Annotated in this window: 16 protein-coding genes; 8 read left to right on the top strand and 8 right to left on the bottom strand. The window is 65.4% G+C overall.

Annotation, left to right across the window (positions count from 1 at the left end; genetic code table 11):
* Positions 1-95: 95 nt before the first annotated feature.
* Positions 96-992: a bile acid:sodium symporter family protein gene (locus ACFVIV_RS14420; protein ID WP_379196188.1), complete on the top strand. Its 897-nt coding sequence runs from the start codon at positions 96-98 to the stop codon at positions 990-992.
* A 172-nt stretch (positions 993-1164) separates the two neighbouring features.
* On the opposite strand, the gene ACFVIV_RS14415 is transcribed toward ACFVIV_RS14420, so the two are convergent.
* Complete coding sequence (locus ACFVIV_RS14415; protein ID WP_379196186.1) at positions 1165-2364, bottom strand: lipid-transfer protein; 1200 nt, start codon at positions 2362-2364, stop codon at positions 1165-1167.
* Entirely contained in the window at positions 2357-2779 is a 423-nt protein-coding gene (locus ACFVIV_RS14410) for a Zn-ribbon domain-containing OB-fold protein (protein ID WP_379196380.1), read from the bottom strand. The genes ACFVIV_RS14415 and ACFVIV_RS14410 overlap by 8 nt, the downstream gene beginning before the upstream one ends.
* 156 nt (positions 2780-2935) lie before the next feature.
* On the opposite strand from ACFVIV_RS14410, the gene ACFVIV_RS14405 reads away from it, so the two are divergent.
* The gene (locus ACFVIV_RS14405) at positions 2936-3724 is read left to right on the top strand and encodes a GTP-binding protein (RefSeq protein ID WP_379196184.1); all 789 of its coding nucleotides are present in this window, start codon (positions 2936-2938) and stop codon (positions 3722-3724) included.
* Between the two features lies 1 nt (position 3725).
* Here ACFVIV_RS14405 and ACFVIV_RS14400 read toward each other — a convergent pair whose 3' ends face one another.
* Together ACFVIV_RS14400 and ACFVIV_RS14395 are read right to left on the bottom strand one after the other, a co-directional pair.
* Positions 3726-5747 (bottom strand): hypothetical protein, encoded by a 2022-nt coding sequence (locus tag ACFVIV_RS14400; RefSeq protein ID WP_379196183.1) that lies wholly within the window; start codon positions 5745-5747, stop codon positions 3726-3728.
* 11 nt (positions 5748-5758) lie between these two features.
* Positions 5759-7243, bottom strand: a complete 1485-nt coding sequence (locus ACFVIV_RS14395) for an AMP-binding protein (protein ID WP_379196181.1) — start codon at positions 7241-7243, stop codon at positions 5759-5761.
* Positions 7244-7503: 260 nt separating this feature from the next.
* On the opposite strand from ACFVIV_RS14395, the gene ACFVIV_RS14390 reads away from it, so the two are divergent.
* From ACFVIV_RS14390 to ACFVIV_RS14375, 4 genes are all read left to right on the top strand, one after another.
* Positions 7504-8724 carry an extracellular solute-binding protein gene (locus ACFVIV_RS14390; protein ID WP_379196179.1) on the top strand — a complete coding sequence of 407 codons (1221 nt, stop codon included), beginning with the start codon at positions 7504-7506 and terminating at the stop codon, positions 8722-8724.
* Between the two features lie 8 nt (positions 8725-8732).
* Entirely contained in the window at positions 8733-9686 is a 954-nt protein-coding gene (locus tag ACFVIV_RS14385) for a carbohydrate ABC transporter permease (protein ID WP_379196177.1), read from the top strand.
* On the top strand, positions 9683-10561 hold the full coding sequence (locus ACFVIV_RS14380) for a carbohydrate ABC transporter permease (protein WP_379196176.1): 879 nt from the start codon (positions 9683-9685) through the stop codon (positions 10559-10561). The genes ACFVIV_RS14385 and ACFVIV_RS14380 overlap by 4 nt, the downstream gene beginning before the upstream one ends.
* A 122-nt stretch (positions 10562-10683) precedes the next feature.
* Positions 10684-12045 carry a beta-N-acetylhexosaminidase gene (locus ACFVIV_RS14375; protein WP_379196174.1) on the top strand — a complete coding sequence of 454 codons (1362 nt, stop codon included), beginning with the start codon at positions 10684-10686 and terminating at the stop codon, positions 12043-12045.
* 55 nt (positions 12046-12100) lie between these two features.
* Here the strand turns inward: ACFVIV_RS14375 and ACFVIV_RS14370 are convergent, their stop codons facing one another.
* Entirely contained in the window at positions 12101-13252 is a 1152-nt protein-coding gene (locus tag ACFVIV_RS14370) for a helix-turn-helix domain-containing protein (protein ID WP_379196172.1), read from the bottom strand.
* Positions 13253-13433: 181 nt separating this feature from the next.
* On the opposite strand from ACFVIV_RS14370, the gene ACFVIV_RS14365 reads away from it, so the two are divergent.
* Together ACFVIV_RS14365 and ACFVIV_RS14360 are read left to right on the top strand one after the other, a co-directional pair.
* A complete protein-coding gene (locus ACFVIV_RS14365) occupies positions 13434-13631 on the top strand; it encodes a hypothetical protein (protein ID WP_379196170.1) in 198 nt (65 codons plus the stop codon).
* The gene (locus tag ACFVIV_RS14360; RefSeq protein ID WP_379196168.1) at positions 13628-13792 is read left to right on the top strand and encodes a hypothetical protein; all 165 of its coding nucleotides are present in this window, start codon (positions 13628-13630) and stop codon (positions 13790-13792) included. Before ACFVIV_RS14365 ends, ACFVIV_RS14360 begins: the two co-directional genes overlap by 4 nt.
* Before the next feature lie 162 nt (positions 13793-13954).
* Here ACFVIV_RS14360 and ACFVIV_RS14355 read toward each other — a convergent pair whose 3' ends face one another.
* The 3 genes from ACFVIV_RS14355 to ACFVIV_RS14345 form a co-directional block, all read right to left on the bottom strand.
* The gene (locus tag ACFVIV_RS14355; protein WP_379196166.1) at positions 13955-14329 is read right to left on the bottom strand and encodes a hypothetical protein; all 375 of its coding nucleotides are present in this window, start codon (positions 14327-14329) and stop codon (positions 13955-13957) included.
* Positions 14330-15087: 758 nt separating this feature from the next.
* Positions 15088-15891: a hypothetical protein gene (locus ACFVIV_RS14350; RefSeq protein WP_379196164.1), complete on the bottom strand. Its 804-nt coding sequence runs from the start codon at positions 15889-15891 to the stop codon at positions 15088-15090.
* Positions 15872-16744: a hypothetical protein gene (locus ACFVIV_RS14345; RefSeq protein ID WP_379196162.1), complete on the bottom strand. Its 873-nt coding sequence runs from the start codon at positions 16742-16744 to the stop codon at positions 15872-15874. The genes ACFVIV_RS14350 and ACFVIV_RS14345 overlap by 20 nt, the downstream gene beginning before the upstream one ends.
* Positions 16745-17335 lie beyond the last annotated feature (591 nt).

The raw sequence follows: 17335 nt of genomic DNA, 5'->3' as shown, positions 1-17335 counted from the left end.
CCCGGGCCACCATCTCTTCGGGCTCGCGCTCGGCCGCACCTATGGCTAACGTCGTCAGCCGGCGTTGTTCGGGGGCACGGTGAGAGGAGATCCACATGGGTTCAACGATTTTCGCGGTACTGCTGCCGATTGCGCTGGCATTGATAATGTTCGGGCTCGGACTGACGCTGACCGTCGAGGATTTCGCGCGGGTGCTGCGGTATCCCAAGGCAGCCGTGATCGCGCTCGTCTGCCAGATGATTCTGCTCCCGGCGGTCTGCCTGGGTCTCATCTACCTGTTCGGGCTCGATGGAGCGCTCGCGGCCGGGATGATGCTGCTCGCGGCCTCACCCGGCGGGCCTTCGGCCAACCTGTTCAGCCACATCGCGGGCGGCAATGTTGCGCTCAATATCACGCTCACAGCGGTGAATTCGGTGCTGGCGGTATTCACCCTGCCGCTGGTGGTGGCCCTGTCCTTCAGCCTGTTCCTGGACGATTCGGAATCGATCGGCCTGCGCCCCGACAAGTTCGCCCAGGTCTTCGCGATCGTGCTGATCCCGGTGGCCGTGGGCATGTTCGTCCACCACCGCTACACCGCCTGGTCCGAACGCATGCGCGGCGCCGTGAAGATCCTGTCCATCGTGGTCCTCGTCCTGGTGGTCACCGCCGCAGTCGCCAAGAACTTCGACACCCTCACCGAGAACATCGGCAAACTGGCCTCGATCTGCCTGCTCTTCGCCGTAATCAGCCTCACCGTGGGCTATTTCGCCCCCAAACTCTTCAAGGTCGAGACCGACGAAGCCATCGCCTCCGCCATGGAGATCGGCATCCACAACGGCGCCATCGCCATTGCCGTGGCCACCTCGGTCCTGCACAACAACCCCATGGCCGTCCCCGGCGCCGTCTACGGCGTCCTCATGAACCTCCCCGCCGCCGCGGCCGCGTACCTCCTGGCCCGCCACACCCGCCGGACTCAGGCAGCGCCACAGCACACCGTGACAGGCACCGCCTGAGCCTTCAACACAGTCCGCGTCTACTCGGCTGCCGCAACCGGAATCCCGGTTGCGGCGAGGCCCGCGATTTCCCGCGCGACGGATTCGGGATCGGCGGCGATCACCCGTGCCACAGCCGCGATCGGTAGCCGAGAACCCAGGCATGACCTGGGTTCTCGCAGGCTCGACAGGTTCAGCGGGTGACGATAGTCGCCGAGCCGTGGCCGAAGAGGCCCTGGTTCACGGCGATGCCCGCGCGGGCATTCTCGACCTGGCGGCCGTCGGCCTGGCCGCGCAGTTGCCAGGTGAGTTCGCAGATCTGGGCGATGGCCTGGGCGGGGATGGCCTCGCCGAAGCAGGCCAGACCGCCGCTGGGGTTGACCGGGATTCGGCCGCCCAATGTTGTTGCGCCGCTGCGCAGCAACTCTTCCGCGCCGCCTACCTCGCAGAGACCGATGTCTTCGTACCAGTCCAGTTCCAAGGCGGTGGACAGGTCGTAGACCTCGGCGAAGGACAGGTCTTCGGGGCCGAGGCCGGCTTCCTCGTAGGCGGCGTGCGCAATGGCGGAGCGGAAGGTGTGGGGCGGGGGTTCGACGGCCACGGCGGAGTCCGTGGCGAAATCCGGGAGGTCGAGGACGGTTTTGGGGAAGGTCGGGGTGACCGTCGACAGGGCGCTGATGCGGACCGGATCGGTGATGCCGTGGTGGCGGGCGTAGTCCATCGAGGTCAGTACCAGGGCGGCGCCGCCGTCGCTGGTGGCGCAGATGTCGAGCAGCCGTAGGGGATCCGAGACGATCGCAGAGGCGGCGATCTCCTCGACGGAGACCTCCTTGCGGTAGCGGGCGTACGGGTTGTTCAGGCCGTGCCTGGCGTTCTTCACCTTGACCGCGGCGAAATCGTCGAGGGTGGCGCCGTGCAATGCCATGCGGCGGCGAGCGTACAGGGCGAAGTAGATGGGGTTGGTGGCGCCGAGCAAGTGGAAGCGCAGCCAGTCCGGGTCGTCCCGGCGCTCGCCGCCGACCGGCTGGAAGAAGCCCTTGGGGGCGGCATCCGCGCCGACCACCAGCGCCACATCGCACAATCCGGCCAGGATCTGGGCGCGGGCGTTGGCAATCGCCTGTGCACCCGAGGCGCAGGCGGCGTAGCTGCTCGAGATCCGCGCACCCGACCAACCCAGCGCCTGAGCGAAGGTCGCACCGGACACGAAACCGGGGTACCCATTGCGGATGGTGTCCGCGCCCGCGATGTATCCGACGTCGAGGTGATCCACCCCCGCGTCGGCCAGCGCCGCACGGGCCGCGACCAGCCCGTACTCGACGAAATTGCGCCCCCACTTCCCCCATTGGTGCATGCCCGCACCGAGGACGGCGACATCGCGATTCGTGTCAGTCATTGACCGGCCTCCACATCCACACCGTGTGCTCTGCCTCGTCGTCCTCGTACAGCGTGCCCACGGTCAATTCGACCGGCATGCCGACGGCCAGGTCGTCCACCGTGTACCCGCGCACGACCTGCCCGAGGATCACCATCTGCTCGACCTCGAGCTCCACGGCCGCGACCACGTACGGCTCGAAGGGATCCGGCGAGACATAGGGCGCCGGCGGCTTGTACCGGGCGTCGGTGTACGACCAGATCCGGCCGCGCGTGGAAAACAGGTACTCGCCGAGCTCGGAGCCGTCGTGCGGACCCGCGCACCGCGGATTCCGGCAGGCCAGCGTGTTCTTCGGGAAATACGGTGTGCTGCAGGCACGACACCGACTCCCTTTCAGCCGCACCGCGCCATCGTCCGCGGTGAACCAGTCCGCCACGGCAGGGCGTTGTTCTTTCTGCACAAGCCCGACGGTATAGGAACACGTTCTACTTTGGGGCGGAATTCCGCTCCGCCGACGTGCGGCCGACGGTACGGTGAGTCCAGATCGAGGATGCCCCGACCTCCTCGAGTCGATCTGGAGTACCGCAACGCGATGGGCACCAAAGCCATTGACCCGCAGTCGATCCGCAATGTCACCCTCCTCGGCGATCCCGCCGGGACGGCCCGGCTGATCCGCCGGCTTCGCCACGGTTCCGCCGAGCCCGGGCCGGGCTCGGCAGCCACGGTCACCTGGTCGGCGAACCAGGTCGAGCACACGATTCGTCTCGCCGAACTGCCGAGCGATACACCCATCGCCGGACTGGAACGGTCGATCCGGGTGGCCGACAGCGTGATCGCGGTAGTGAACGCCGCCGCCCACGGCACCCCGCGCCTCGAAACGATGCTGCGAGTCGCTGACGACCATCAAGTCGCGCGACTGTGCCTGATCACCGGCCTCGATCACCCCGACGCCGATTTCGACCGGTGCGTCGGCGCCATCGCCGCCGTTCGCGGCGCGGTCCCGTTGCCGCTGCACATGCCACTCGGACTCGGCGCCGAATTCGAGGGCGTCGTCGACCTGATCTCGATGTGGGGTCTCGAATCTCTGGCCGCCGAAATCTACGGCAACCATTGGCAAGTCGCCGAGCAGTGCTACCAGGCACTCGTGAAAACCCTGATCGAGCAGGGCAGCTCGGACCCGAACGTCTTCGACTCGCGTGAGATCACCCTCGGCCGTTTGCATCACCGCATCCGATACCTCACACGCATCGGCGACATCGTGCCCGTTCTGTGCAGCGCGCCGCCCGGCAGCAATGACATCGCCCCGCTCCTGGACGCCATCATCCGCTACCTGCCATCTCCCCTGGACAGCTGCCAGCCGGAAGCCGCCCTCGACTACTGACTCAGGATCCGGGCGGCCGCACCGCGAGATACACGCTGCTCCACAGTTGCGCCGCATTGGATTCGGTGACATCGGCGGTGTTCGCGCCGAACGGCGTCGGCTGGAATGCGCCATTCTCGAATCGCCAGCCCCAGAGCTCGGAGTTCTGCATATCCGCCGCCGCATCGATCGCGTCCCACAGCGAATCCTGGGCCGCCGCCAGCCGATCCCGGATCGGACCCGGCAGGTCGGTGCGCCGCAGCTGGCGTTCCAGACCGCTGGCGAACGCCGCCTGCACCCAGGACCACACCACCGTGCCGTGGTAGTCGTGCGTGGTGAATCGCGCCTGCAGATCCGGGCTCGCGAAGACCGGATTGGCCACGACCATCCCCGCGCCCGTCAACAAACCGAGCGGGAACGGGCGACTCAAGGCGGTCACCTTCGCCTCGAGCTCATCGGGCGTGGGAGCGCCGAACAACAGGTCGAAGACATCGTCGGAGTGGACGATCGGGATGGGCCCGCCGTCCGCGCCGAGCGAAACCGCCGGGAACGTCACGGGATTCGATCCGACCGCCTGCGCGGGCACGCCGATTCCGGCGGCGTAGGCGTCGATCGCCTGCTGGGCCCGTTGCGGGTCGACGGTCACCGTGAACAAGCGCGGCGCCTCGGCCCGCCAGACCTTCGCATGCGCCGCGGCGAACGACAGGTCCAGGCGCGCAGCGTCGTCGAGGAACGGCGCGAGCACTCCGCTGTCCAGCAGCCGCGCCGTCGCCTCCAGCGCGGCGGGCACCAGGATGGCATTGACGTCGTACGGATAGCGACCGCCACCGAGCCCGATATCGCTGTCGCGCCACTGCCCGGAATCCCGGCCCGCCTGCAATGCGATCAGATTCCCGAACCGCGGATCATCGGCGAAGGCCGCCGCGCTCGACACCACCAATCGCAGATTGCGAACCAATGCTTGCCCGAGGTCGCCTCGCAAATAGGCTTCCGCGCGTCCCACGCCCGCCCGATCGTCGAGCAGATAGGCGGCGGCAACCGGTGCGAGCAAATACGTTTCGTCGACCATGTTGTAGTCGAGAATCGGCTCACCGGTCAGCGCCGCGTTCTGCTGTTTCCGGGTGAGCACCGCGAACTCCGACAGCGACTCCTCATGAGCGACAGTCCCATCCGGGCCGAGCCTGGTCAGCACGGCCCGCAGGCCCGCCTCCGTCGCATCCGGGGCCAGCACCGGCATGAGCATCATCATCGAGATCAGGGTGTCACGGCCGAAATACGTGTTGTACTGCCAGGATCCGCCGAGAAACTTCTCCCGGTAGCTCAGGAAGGTGAGGGTGTTCCTCGCGCTCTCGTTGTCGGCCTCGGAACCGTTCAACAGCTCGTTTCCCGCCAGCGGCGCGAGCGGTGTATCGCCGGTCATCGCCGTGACGCGCAGGCCGATCCGGCCGTCGGCGCCCGCCGTAATCACCTCACCGGAGGTCGCCGTTCCGTGCACGACCTCGAGACTGAGCTGGTAGCCCGGCCCGCCGTCGAGCCGGTCACGATCCCAGGTGAGGGTGTTGTCCGAAAGCATCGGCGGTACAAGAACTTCGGCCGGTACGATGCCCTTCTGGTTGTAGTCCCGCAGTACCCGGACATTCGACAGCACGGCCTGCCGCAACGTCAGACTCGGCGCCGCGACCGACGCCTCGAACTCGATCCCGTGCCGCGGCCGCCCACGAGAGTCCGTATCCGCCCGTGCCTCCGGAGCCGCGCCGAGCTCCCACTCGGCCCCTGCCGCGAGCGGTTCGAACCACACCCCCGTACCGCTGTTCCCCGCCGGAAAGGCCACCACGATCCGCAGATTCTCCCCCGACCGCAGCACCAGATGAGCCGCGCTGTCGCCATCCCGGAAGAAGTAGTTGAGATTCGATCCCTCCCGCACCTGGAACCGAAAACCCGTGGCAGCGACATCCTTCGCCCCGGTACAGCCGGTCGCCAGAAAAAGCACCACAACGGCGAGCAGCGCGACCCCGTACCTGCCGAACGACCTCGCCACCCGCATACTCGAGCCCCTTAGTCGACGTACTCCGATGTGTACAGCGAACGCAATTGGCGCTTGTTTATTTTCCCACTGTCATCCCGTGGCAGTGCGTCGACGATCCGAATCGTGGTCGGAATCTTGTAATCCGCCAGCCGCCCGGTCAGCGCGCCCCGCATGGTGTCATCGCTGATCTCCGAGCCCGGCCGCGCCACAATGTGCGCCGCCACGGCCTCCCCGAGATCACCGGCGTCAGGAATGGCGAACACGGCCGCGTCCTCGACGCCGTCCACTGCCATGAGCGCATTCTCGACTTCGGCGGGATAGATGTTCACGCCCCCGCGAATAATGATCTCGCTACTGCGACCGGTCAGATACAACCAGCCGTCGGCATCCACCCGGCCGATATCCCCCACCCAAATCATGCCTGCCACAGGGCTGTCCGGCGCACCCTGCCCCAGGTAGGTGAACGCCGGCCAGTAATCGGCCCCGCGCACATAGACCCGGCCGACCTCACCGACGGGTAGCGGCTTACCGTCCTCGTCGGCGATGAGCACCGCCGACCCGTCAACCGGCCGGCCCACACTGCCCGGATGCTCGAGCCATTCCGCAGCACTGATCCACGTAATGGTCCCGGCCTCCGAACACCCGTAAAACTCCCACAACGCATCCCCGAACATGCTGATGGCAGCCCTTTTCACGCTCGGAGCGCACGGCGCAGCCGAATGAATGACGTGAGTCAAGCTGGAAATGTCATAACGCCCGCGAATTTCCGCCGGCAACGACTGCACCCGCGACAACATGGTCGGCACCACCTTCACCTGCTGAATCCGATGCCGATCGATCAACCGCAAGAACTCCTCCCCCGAAAACCGCGGCATGATCACTATGTCCGCCCCCATCCGCAATCCCAAGACGGCCACCGCATTCGGGCTCGTGTGATACAGCGGCCCCGCAACCAGCATCCGCACCCCCGGCCCCAACCCCATCCGCTGAGCCGTAGCCCCCGCGATCCCCAGCACCTGCTCCGCCGACATCCGTTCCCGCACTACCCCTTTGGGCGCACCAGTCGTCCCGGACGTGTAGATCAACCCCAAACTGTCCGCAATAGCCCCCTCGACATGACCGAGCGACTCCCGCCGCCCCTCGATCCACTCCTCCATCATCGAAAAATCCACCACCGTCGGCCTCACCGCGACATCCGCCACGGCCGCTTCGACAACCGGCAGAAACTCGGCCTGCGCGAAGATCACCCGCACGCCCGCGTCGGCGAGCACGTGCGCCACCTCGCGCGCCTGCCATCGTGTGTTGACCGGCACCGGATTGGCCCCGCAATTCGCAGCGGCAAGCGAAATCTCAAGAAACTCAATCGAATTCCGGGCCATGATCGCCACCCGATCGCCGCGCCCAATCCCGGCCCCCACGAGCGCCGCAGCCAACCGCCCAGCCCGCTCGAGCACCTCGGCTTGGGTACGGACGAGATCTCCACAGGTGACGGTCGGCGCGCTCGCGAGGCTCATGGTCAGCCAGTCTGGCACGAAATGCCATGCCGCCCATCGATGTGAAGCAGCCCACATTCGGCTATTGAACGTGATCCAGGTTGGTGCTAGAACTTAGTGGCATAACTCGCAATCACCGTTGCATAATTTGCAATCGCCGAGCGTGACTTAGAAGGTACCTGATGTCGCACCGAGATTTCCGGCCCAGAGTCGTTGGCGGACTTACGAAACGCGCACTCATCCTTGGAGCCGCGGCGCTCCTGTTCGCCGGATGCGCACCGGTGCAGTCGGGTCCGGCGGGCGAGGGCGGCGACGCGAAGACCGGCACCGTCCGGGTCTGGCTGTTCGACGAGGCCAACCGCGCCCCCAAGGAGGCGGTGATCAATGAGGCCATCGCGGAATTCACCTCGGGCAAACCGGATGTCACGGTCGACGTGCAGTGGGTGCCGGTGGCGGCGCGCGCCGACAAGTTCGCGGGCGCGTTCAACGATCCGAGCAATGCGCCCGATCTCGCCGAGTTCGGCAATACCGATCTCGCGGGGTATGCCGTCACCGGCGCGTTCGCCGATCTCAGCGCCGATATCGCGTCCTGGCCGGAGGGCGGGGACCTCATCGACTCGGTGCTCGACACGGCGAAATTCGAGGGCAAGACCTACGGATTGCCGTGGTTCACCGGCATTCGCGCGCTCTACTACCGCACCGACGTGTTCACCGAGCTGGGACTGCGACCGCCGGCGACGCTCGCCGAGCTCGCCGACACCGCCCGCCGCATTCGCGCCGCCAAACCCGAGCTGTACGGAATCGCGGTGGGCGGCAAGTACACCTACGCAATGCTGCCGTTCCTGTGGGCACACGGCGGTGAACTCGCGGTCAACGATGGCGCAGGCTGGAATGCCGCGGTGAACTCGGACCGGGCGAAGGAAGGCATCACCCGCTACACCGAACTGATCCGCGACGATATCTGCCCGCCCGCGCAGTGCGCCGATCTCACCGGCACCCAGAGCGTCACCGCCTTCGCGGGCGGCAAAGCCGGCATGACCATCGGCGGCGACTTCAACCGCAAGGCCATGGAACAGGGTGCGGTCAAGGGCAATTACGCGGTGATTCCGCTGCCCGGCACCCGAGCCGATTCGGTCGCACCGGCATTCGCGGGCGGCAACCTGCTCGGTGTGTTCAAGGCGAGCGAACGGCGCGGCCTGGCAGTCGAATTCGCCGAACTGCTCGCGGGCCCGAAGTATCAGGAGAAGATGTACCAGGCAATGGGCAATCTGCCGACCTTGAGCGGTGTCCAGAGCAAGCTCGCGGCCAACGATCCGTTCCTGCTGCCGTTCGTTCAAACCCTGCAAGCGGGAACGAAATTCGTGCCGAGCACGCCGGCGTGGTCGAAGATCGACAGTCAGAACATCCTGCCCACCGCGCTGCAGCGGATAGCCACCGGCGCCGCAGGTCCCGATGCGGCGCTGGACGCCGCGGCGGCCGAGATGAACAAGGCGTTCGAGTAGGCCCACCGATGGCTGTCCAAGAACTACCGGTGTTGAACCCGGCAGCCCCGCCCGCCCCGAAACCCCGTCGCCTGCACCGAGATACCGTCACCGCGTGGCTGTACCTCGCCCCCGCCGGGCTGCTGCTGCTCGCGATCCTGGTGTATCCGATCTACCAGATCGTGCTGATCTCGTTCTACGACTACGGGCAGGAACAGGCCGCTGGCGCGGCGCCACTGCGCTGGGTCGGACTGGGCAACTATCGCGCGCTGCTGGGTGACAGCCAGTTCTGGACGGTGCTGGCCAATACCTTCGGATTCGGCGCGGTCTGCGTGATCGGCGCACTGACGGTCGGCACCGGTTTGGCGGTGCTGGCCACCCGGGTGCGCGCGGTGCCGCGCACCCTGTTGTTCCTCGCCGCACTCGGCGCCTGGGCGACGCCCGCCGTGGCCGGCTCCTACGTCTGGCTGTTCTTGTTCGACACCGACTTCGGCTTGGTCAACGAGGCGCTGTCCGGCATCGGATTCCGCTCGATGGAAGGCCACTCCTGGACCTACGGCACCCTCAGTGCCTTCGGATTGGTTGCCGCCGAGGTGATCTGGTGTTCGTTCCCGTTCGTCATGGTGACCATGTACGCGGGCATCAAGGCGATACCGCGTGAGGTGCTCGAGGCCGCCGCCCTGGACGGCGCATCGACCTGGCGCACCACGATTTCCGTGATCCTGCCCATCCTGCGACCGCTGCTGTTCATCGCGACGGTGCAGTCGATCATCTGGGATTTCAAGATCTTCACCCAGATCTATGTGATGACCAATGGCGGCGGCGTGGCCGGGCGCAACCTGGTGCTCAATGTCTACGCCTACCAAAAGGCTTTCGCCGGACAGGAATACGGCCTCGGCTCGGCAATCGGCGTCATCATGACCCTGCTGCTGTTGTCGATCACCGGCCTCTACGTCCGCACCCAGCGACGGAGCGAGCCATGATCGTGAAACCCCTGTCGCCCAATCGAACTCGCCCACGTCGAGTAGGTCGTCTGATCACCGAAACCATCACCGTGGTGATCGCCGGCCTCGTCGCCTTCCCGCTGTACTGGATGGTGCTCTCGGCGATCAAGCCACCGGGCGAGCTCCAATCGGCCACACCGAAACCGTGGACGCTGGCCCCCAGCTGGGACAGCTTCAGCCGAGTGCTGTCGATGAACGGCTTCGGCCGCTACTTCCTCAACAGCCTGCTGGTCGCCGTCGTAGTGGTGGCATTCTCCCTGCTGCTGTCGTTCCTGTCAGCGGTGGCGCTGACCCGCTTCCGCTTCCGCGGCCGAACGGTGCTGTTGGTCATGATCCTGGTCGCCCAGATGATCCCGGTGGAGGCCCTGACGATTCCCCTGTTCTTCCTCATGCGCTCCATCGGCGACGCCGCCCCCGCCTTCGGCCTCAACGAACTCGGCTCGATCATTCTGGTGGACTTGGTATTCAGCCTGCCCCTGGCAATCTGGCTGCTGCGCGGCTTTACCGCCGCCGTGCCGATGGAACTCGAGGAAGCCGCCAAAATCGACGGCGCGAGCCGACTCCGCTTCACCTGGCAGATCCTCATGCCGCTGGTCTTACCCGGCCTGGCAGCGGTGAGCGTCCTGTCCTTCATCCACGCCTGGAACGACTTCCTTTTCGCCAAGACATTCATCATCTCCAAAACCGAAAACCAAACACTGCCCCAAGCAGTCCTGGTGTTCTTCAAACCAGAGGACACCGACTGGGGCGCGGTAATGGCGGCCTCAACCCTAATGACAATCCCAGCGCTGGTGGTGTTCATCCTGGTCCAACGCAAACTGGTATCCGGCCTAGACGGGGCGGTGAAAGGCTGATGCCGGGTACTGAAGGGCCGATCGCGGGTAACGAGGGGCTGATCCCAGGTTTCGACACGCTCCTCCCCCGCCCAGTCTCAGCCACCCCGCAGCCCGGAACCTGCCCCTACCCCACCGAAGTCGTGGTCCATACAGACCCCACCCTTCCCGCCGAGGGCTATCGCCTGACCATCACGCCAACCGGCATCGAGGTGCGCACCTCCGACGCCGCGGGCCTGGTCTACGCCCGGCAGACGCTGCGCCAACTGGCCGGACCCGACGCCTTCCGCGCCGCCCCCATCCCCGGCCGCACCCTCACTGTCCCATGCGGTGTCATCGAGGACTATCCCCGCTTCGCCTGGCGCGGTTGCCTACTGGACGTAGCACGCCACTTCCGAACCAAAGCCGAGGTCCTCCGCTTCATTGACCTCCTCGCCGCACACAAACTCAATGTCCTCCAACTCCACCTGACCGACGACCAGGGCTGGCGTATCGAAGTCCCCGACTTCCCCCGCCTAACCGAAATCGCCTCCTGGCGAACAGGTTCGATGGTCGGCCGCCACGACGGCCCAGAACGCGACGGCCGCCCCCACGGCGGCTTCTACACCACCGACGACCTCCACGAAATAGTCGCCTACGCCACCGCCCGAGCAATAACCGTAATCCCGGAAATCGACGTCCCCGGCCACTCCCGCGCCGCAATCGCCGCCTACCCCGAACTAGGCCCCGCCCCCGAAACCCCTTGGGAAGTCTGGACATCCTGGGGCATCAGCACCAACCTCCTCCACCCCTCCGACTACGCCCTGAACTTCTTCCACCGCGTCTTCGACCACGTCCTCACCATCTTCCCCTCCCAGATCATCGGCCTAGGCGGCGACGAGGCCCCCGGCGCCACCCCCGCCCACGGCCAATTCGTCGCAGACTTGGCAAAGTACCTGACATCCCGCGGCCGCACACCCTTGGCCTGGGACGAGGTCCTCGAAATCGACGCCCTCCCACCAATGGTGATCGGCGCCTGGCGCGACGACACCGCCGCCACCCGAGCCACCCACGCAGGCCACAAAGTCGTCCTCTGCCCGGAATCCGCCTACTACCTCGACCACCGCCAGTCCGACCACCCCAACGAGCCAATCCCAGTCGGCTACCTCCACACCCTGGAGCACGTCCACGCCTACACCCCCGCCAACGCCCCCCACATCCTCGGCATCCAGGCCCAAATCTGGACCGAACACCTCGACACAGCCCGCCGCATCGACTACGCCACTTTCCCCCGCCTCTGCGCAATCTCCGAAACCGCCTGGAGCCCACCCCTCCACGACTTCACCGAATTCCTCCCCCGCCTCCGCGACCACCACCTCCCCCGCCTAGCCGCCCTCGGCGTCGAATACCGCCCCTTGACCGGCCCCCACCCCTGGCAAACCCGCCCCGACGTCCCCCACACTGCCCACCGTCCCCTGCCGGACCGCCCTGGCTCCGCACCGAACCGGCGTATCACCCCTGCCTGAGCGCAAGGGCCAGTGGATTTCACCGCTCGGATGATGGCACCGTGCAGGCCGATCGCTAAGTCCTATAGGTGTCGCGGAACGCTTCGCGCACCACGGCTGCGTCGGGTGCGCCACGGCCTTCGATCCCCGAGACCACTTCAGAAACGCGCCAGTAGTTCGACGGCACCAGATACCCGGAGGCGACTGCCGCCAGGGCCATGTCCGCTGCCTCATCGGGCTTGTCGGAAGCGACCAGCGCCAGCCCCAAATCCAGATTCGCCGAAGCGATCCGACGCGGGCGAACCGAAGCGGCGCCCGCAAGATCGGCAAGTACGTGCCGCGCGTAGGGCTCCGCCGCCGGATCGCCGAGCCAGGCCAGCGTGGTGGCCACGTAGGCATCCGATTTCGCCGGATCGTACCGAAAGTGGTGCTCCGGCCGGTCAGGAACGCTGAGTCCGGACACCAGCCTGGCAACTCTCCGCAGCGCCCCGTATGTGCCGACACCGTCCCCGAGCCTTGCCAGTGCGCGGCCCTCCTGTGCGGTGGCCTGGATGAACGCCGAACTACCCTCGGGAGCGATTGTCTGTGCGGCGCGGGACAGCTCGGCGGCTTCGCTGAACGCGCCGTCCGTGAGCTGTTGCCACGCCCGTGTCTCCAGGCACCATGCCGCGATCTCCCGGTGCCCCGCTTCGTCGGCGAGCTTCCACGCCAGATGGCCACGCGCCGCGGCGGCGGAGGCTTCACCCAGATCGATATGGCATGTGCTCGCCAGCAGCGACAGCCAGCCGACCGTGACCAGCAGTCGGCGGTGCTGGGTCAAGGTCTTCCGGCTGTCCATGAGCCGACCGGCATAGCCGAGATGCTGGCGAATGCGCACGAGCAGTTCGCCCGGCGGAGTCGTCGGGTAGCTCGCCGCCAGGTCGTCCACCGCCAACTCCAGGCGTTCCAGAGTGTCCCCGCCGATATCCGACGCAGCTGCCCGCTGAACCCATTCGGCCGCCGCCCGTTCGCCGTCCGCCGGTTCGATGAACAGCGCCGATCCAACCCCCAACGCATCCGCGTAGGCCCGGACGTGCTCCGGGTGGATCTGACGCTGCCCGGTCTCCAACATCCCCAGCATCGGCTTGCTGTAGTGCGTGCGTGCAGCCAGCGCAGACAGGCTGAGCCCCGCCGCTTCCCGCGCGGCCCGCAGCATCTCACCTGTGATGTTCTCCCCGCCGGGGTCCATGAACCCACGGTAACCGTGCTTTGCCCCGGCTGTAGACGGTTGTGGACACCAAGGCGGCAGCAGGCCCAAATACGCACGCTTAGCGTGTATTTCAGCTCCGCCGCGGGGTGAACCCCGTGCCCCCCATGGCTCCCCGGCGGTGGGTGCGAACCAACGACACCGGAGGAGAAGGGGACGGGCCATGGACTCAGCGATGGACACCGGGCGGTACCTCCAGCACGACGACGGCACATGGTCGATAGTCGGACCGGACGGGTGGCCGATCGGCCCGGACGAACTGGCGGACCTCCACGCCGTTGTGCTGTCGGCCCTCGTGGCGGTGTCCGTGCCAGTGATCGACGTAGAGCCGATATCGGTACGAGACAACGAGATTCGATGAATAGCGGATGGACCGCGCTCGGATGGGCCGTCGCGATCGGCCTTCCCCTCGCAGTGCTGGTGACCGTGATCGTCTGGCCGGAACGGATTCCGAAGGACCGCACCGTGGACGGGATCCGGGCGCGTATCCAGTCCGAAGATGATCCGCCGCCCGATCAGTGACCCCCGACGACAAACCATGCCCTGTAAAATATTCGGCACGTCGGACCGATCACGGTATGGCCGAAATAGACGATCATTGCTCTAGGGTCGTGTCTGCGTGAACTCGAATCAGCAGCGGAACGAGCGTTGCCGCTGGTTGCCGTGCCACGCGACCGACAGCACCTAGTTCGGCGCCTGAGGTCCACTGCCCTCCCCATCCTCGACCGGATCAAGCGGCTGTGCAGCTGGCGGATCACGCCACTGTTCCGAGCCCAGCTGACCTGTGAGCCGCCGATACTTCAAGATCGCCTCAATCCTCTTCTCAGGGTCGCTGATGTCAGCCACGGCGGATTCGAACTGCGTGTCCAACATGTCTCCTTTTCGCTGCCGCAAGTGCTCAAGAACGAGCCCCGACAGCGGAACAGCAATGCTGAACGCCATTGTGGCGGTGACCATCAAGGCAACCGCCCACCACGGAGCTCCACCCAGAGCTCCAGCAAGGGTGGCCGGTACGCCAGCGAGCACCCCGGCTGCAGAGCGGAAGGAGTTCTGGTTCATGGCTTCGATGCCCTTCCAGCACTCGACAGCAGCACTGCCTCGCGCCTGACAACACTGGCCTTGGCCAGCTGATACGGGTAGAGGCAGCGCGGGCACACCAAGTTGGGTGGGCACGCCAAAGACCGGTCCGGGCAATGGCCGGACCGGTAGGTGCAAAGCGCATAGCTATCGGACCCCTGGGAGGTTCTTCGCCTCAGGGATCCCTCAGAAACTTGATTTGGTGATGCTCGCTGGCGGAGATCTAAGCCGGTTTTTGGGCAGCCTGGACTAAACGTCCAAAGTAATGAAACAACTGCACATGAATCTAGACCGTCTCATAAGGTCTCTGCCACACCACCTTTCACCTACTCATGCCTGGACGACCCAGGGCGAGCCCAGACAGATGCAGACGCAAGTATGCCTCATCACAGGCGACCAGACAACGCGATCGAGCTGAGTCCTGACTAACCGAATCCATCGCAGCGCGCGCAGCAAGCGGCTGCTCGTCGGTACAGGCTCCTACATCGGTGAGGGCTTCGACTACCCCGCTCTCGACACCCTGTTCCTGGCCGCACCCGTCTCGTTCAAAGGCCGCCTCGTCCAGTACGCCGGACGCATCACCCGCGCCCACACCGGCAAGACCACCGCGACCGTCCACGATTATCACGATATGCTAACACCGGTGATCGCCTCCTCGCTCCGCAAACGCGCATCCGGATACGCCGAACTCGGGTTCCGGACCCGCACAAGCTCAGCATCCTCTCGTCACCAACGTGAACTCAGATTCCGACGTTTCGGCGAATGATGGCGGTGAATCTGGCGTAGTTCGCGGAGCCGGCGAACTCGCTCCGCCACTTGCCTTGATCGACGTTCGAGACGAGCATGGCAAGCGCGGCGACTGCGTCTCGGCGCGCACCGATGAGCCTGGTATCGGCCAGCCGCCAGGTCCGGATCTCGGTGCGGTGCTGATGAACGATCTCGAACAGCGTAGCCAGATCGATGACGTCCTTGTCGGCGAGCCGTTTTCGCCAAGCGAGAGCTTTGAGGACCACAGCCGATTCGACATCCGGTACCGGAACAGTGAATTCGATGGTTCCACCTGCGAACAGATCCACGCGCGCGTTTGCGATGACCGCGTCACCGGCCACAGCCAGATGCAGGCCGGGCGCCGAGTCGAATGCACGGCCGGCAACCTCGCTCTGGCCTGCGCTGCCGTAAGTCGCGACAAGGATATCCACATCGAGCCTGCCATTGTCGCTGACCCTGGTGTAGCGGTTTCCCGATTCGAGTTCATAACCGAGGACGAGCATCTCCTGGTGCAACTGTCGTTCCGCAGCGACAAGGGCCTCTTTGTCCATACCGGCGTCGGCATCGGCTGTGCCACGCAACCGCCAGCCCTCCAACGGATAGATGTGCTGGAGCATCTGCACCATGTGCCCACCGATGACTCGATAACTGGTCTCGGGAAGGCCCTCGGCAGCGGCCGCGAGATCGGCAAGAGCCAGGAAGCCGCGATCGGCCGCGTTCGATGTGGAGATGATGTGCAGCTGTGCACGAGGATGGTCAGACACCGAGCCCTCCACTGCGGATCACGTCCCGCAGCCGATCGGCCGCTTCATCTTCGGTGGGCGCGGTGCTGGTATTGAGCAAGTCCCACAAGGTGATTGCGGCGTCGGCAAGAAGGTGCCGCCCGCCGTAGCGGGTGCCAAAGGCGGCAGCAACGTGTGCGACCGTGGGATCTTCGGGAACCACAATGGTCATCGTCGCGTCGTTCGGCTCGGCCGGAGAGAACCCGACGACGGTGAAATCGATGATCTCGGGCAGGTACATGCGCACGGTGGTGGGCAATTGCCAGGGCGCGTAGGTGTCTGCGGCGAGATCGCCGGACACAACAGCGTTCAACCCCAACTCGTCCAGTAACTGCAAAGCGGTATTCGCTTGCGTTGCGGGATCGTCCAGGCCATACCAGTAGCTGACAGTCCCGCCAGGGCCCGAATAGTCACGCTCCCAAGACTCGAGTGCACCTTCGAGAGCGATCCAGCCATGCTCGTCACGAGTCACGGTGGACGACAGCCTGCTCAGCGCAAGAGAGACGGCTTGCTGGCTGACACCGATCGCCGACGCGAGTTCGGACTGCTGTAGTGGTCGGGAAGCCAAGGCCAGCACACGCAAGACCGCGCTTCGGCCCCAGGCAGGCCTGCCACTGCTGGGACGACGTCTCGGTTCTTCCGACTGCAGCAGGACGACCCCGCCGACGATCACCAGTTCGGGATCGTCCGTAACCAGATCAAATCCCCCGGCGACGGCAGCAGCAATAACATCCGGCGCGGCCGACGGCGCTACATACAACGTCCGGATGCCCTCAGTGCTGTGGTTTGTCGTACTCGCCCAAAGCCGCTGTCGCACCGCCTTCAGATCTACGCGAACGGCAGGCATGTCCCCCGATACCCTCAGCACCAGATCATTCTGTGTCCCCGCTAAGACAGTAACTCCCGCTCGCCGCAGCAATGGCAGCAGCCGAGCAAGTACGTCATACTGCACTGCAGCCACACCCCTCTAGCGTTCTGACGGGACAATGTCAAACAAGCTTACTAGAGTCCATCCCCATATGCTTGTTTGACAGCAGTTCAACAGAAGGGTATAAGCTGCAAACACACCAGACTGACGCTCACGAAGAGTCGACATGTCCAAACGCGAACACCGCATCGTCGTCACCAGCGAAACTGAGGAACCCTCCCGACTTGCGGAAACTCAGCAGGGCAATCAGCAACATTGCCAAGGAGAAGACCTACAGCACCCGCAGCGAGAACGGCCGCCGAACCAGCGCAGATTGCCCACCCGAGCAGCCGGAGCCTCAGTGCGAGCGACACCACCGCGCTTATCACTCTGACCATACTGATCACGCCAGTTGCCTTCAGCCTGAAGGACCCTGCGGGGTTCGAACCGCCAACAGCGCAATTACTGCAGATCAGCGGCCAAATCACCTGGCGCGCTATACGCCAGAAGGAATTGCGCAGCCTTCTGACC

This window comes from Nocardia sp. NPDC127526, assembly GCF_042672265.1.
Lineage (GTDB): Bacteria > Actinomycetota > Actinomycetes > Mycobacteriales > Mycobacteriaceae > Nocardia.
Note: the sequence above shows the minus strand (reverse complement) of the source record. Positions and strands in the feature narration are given on the sequence as shown.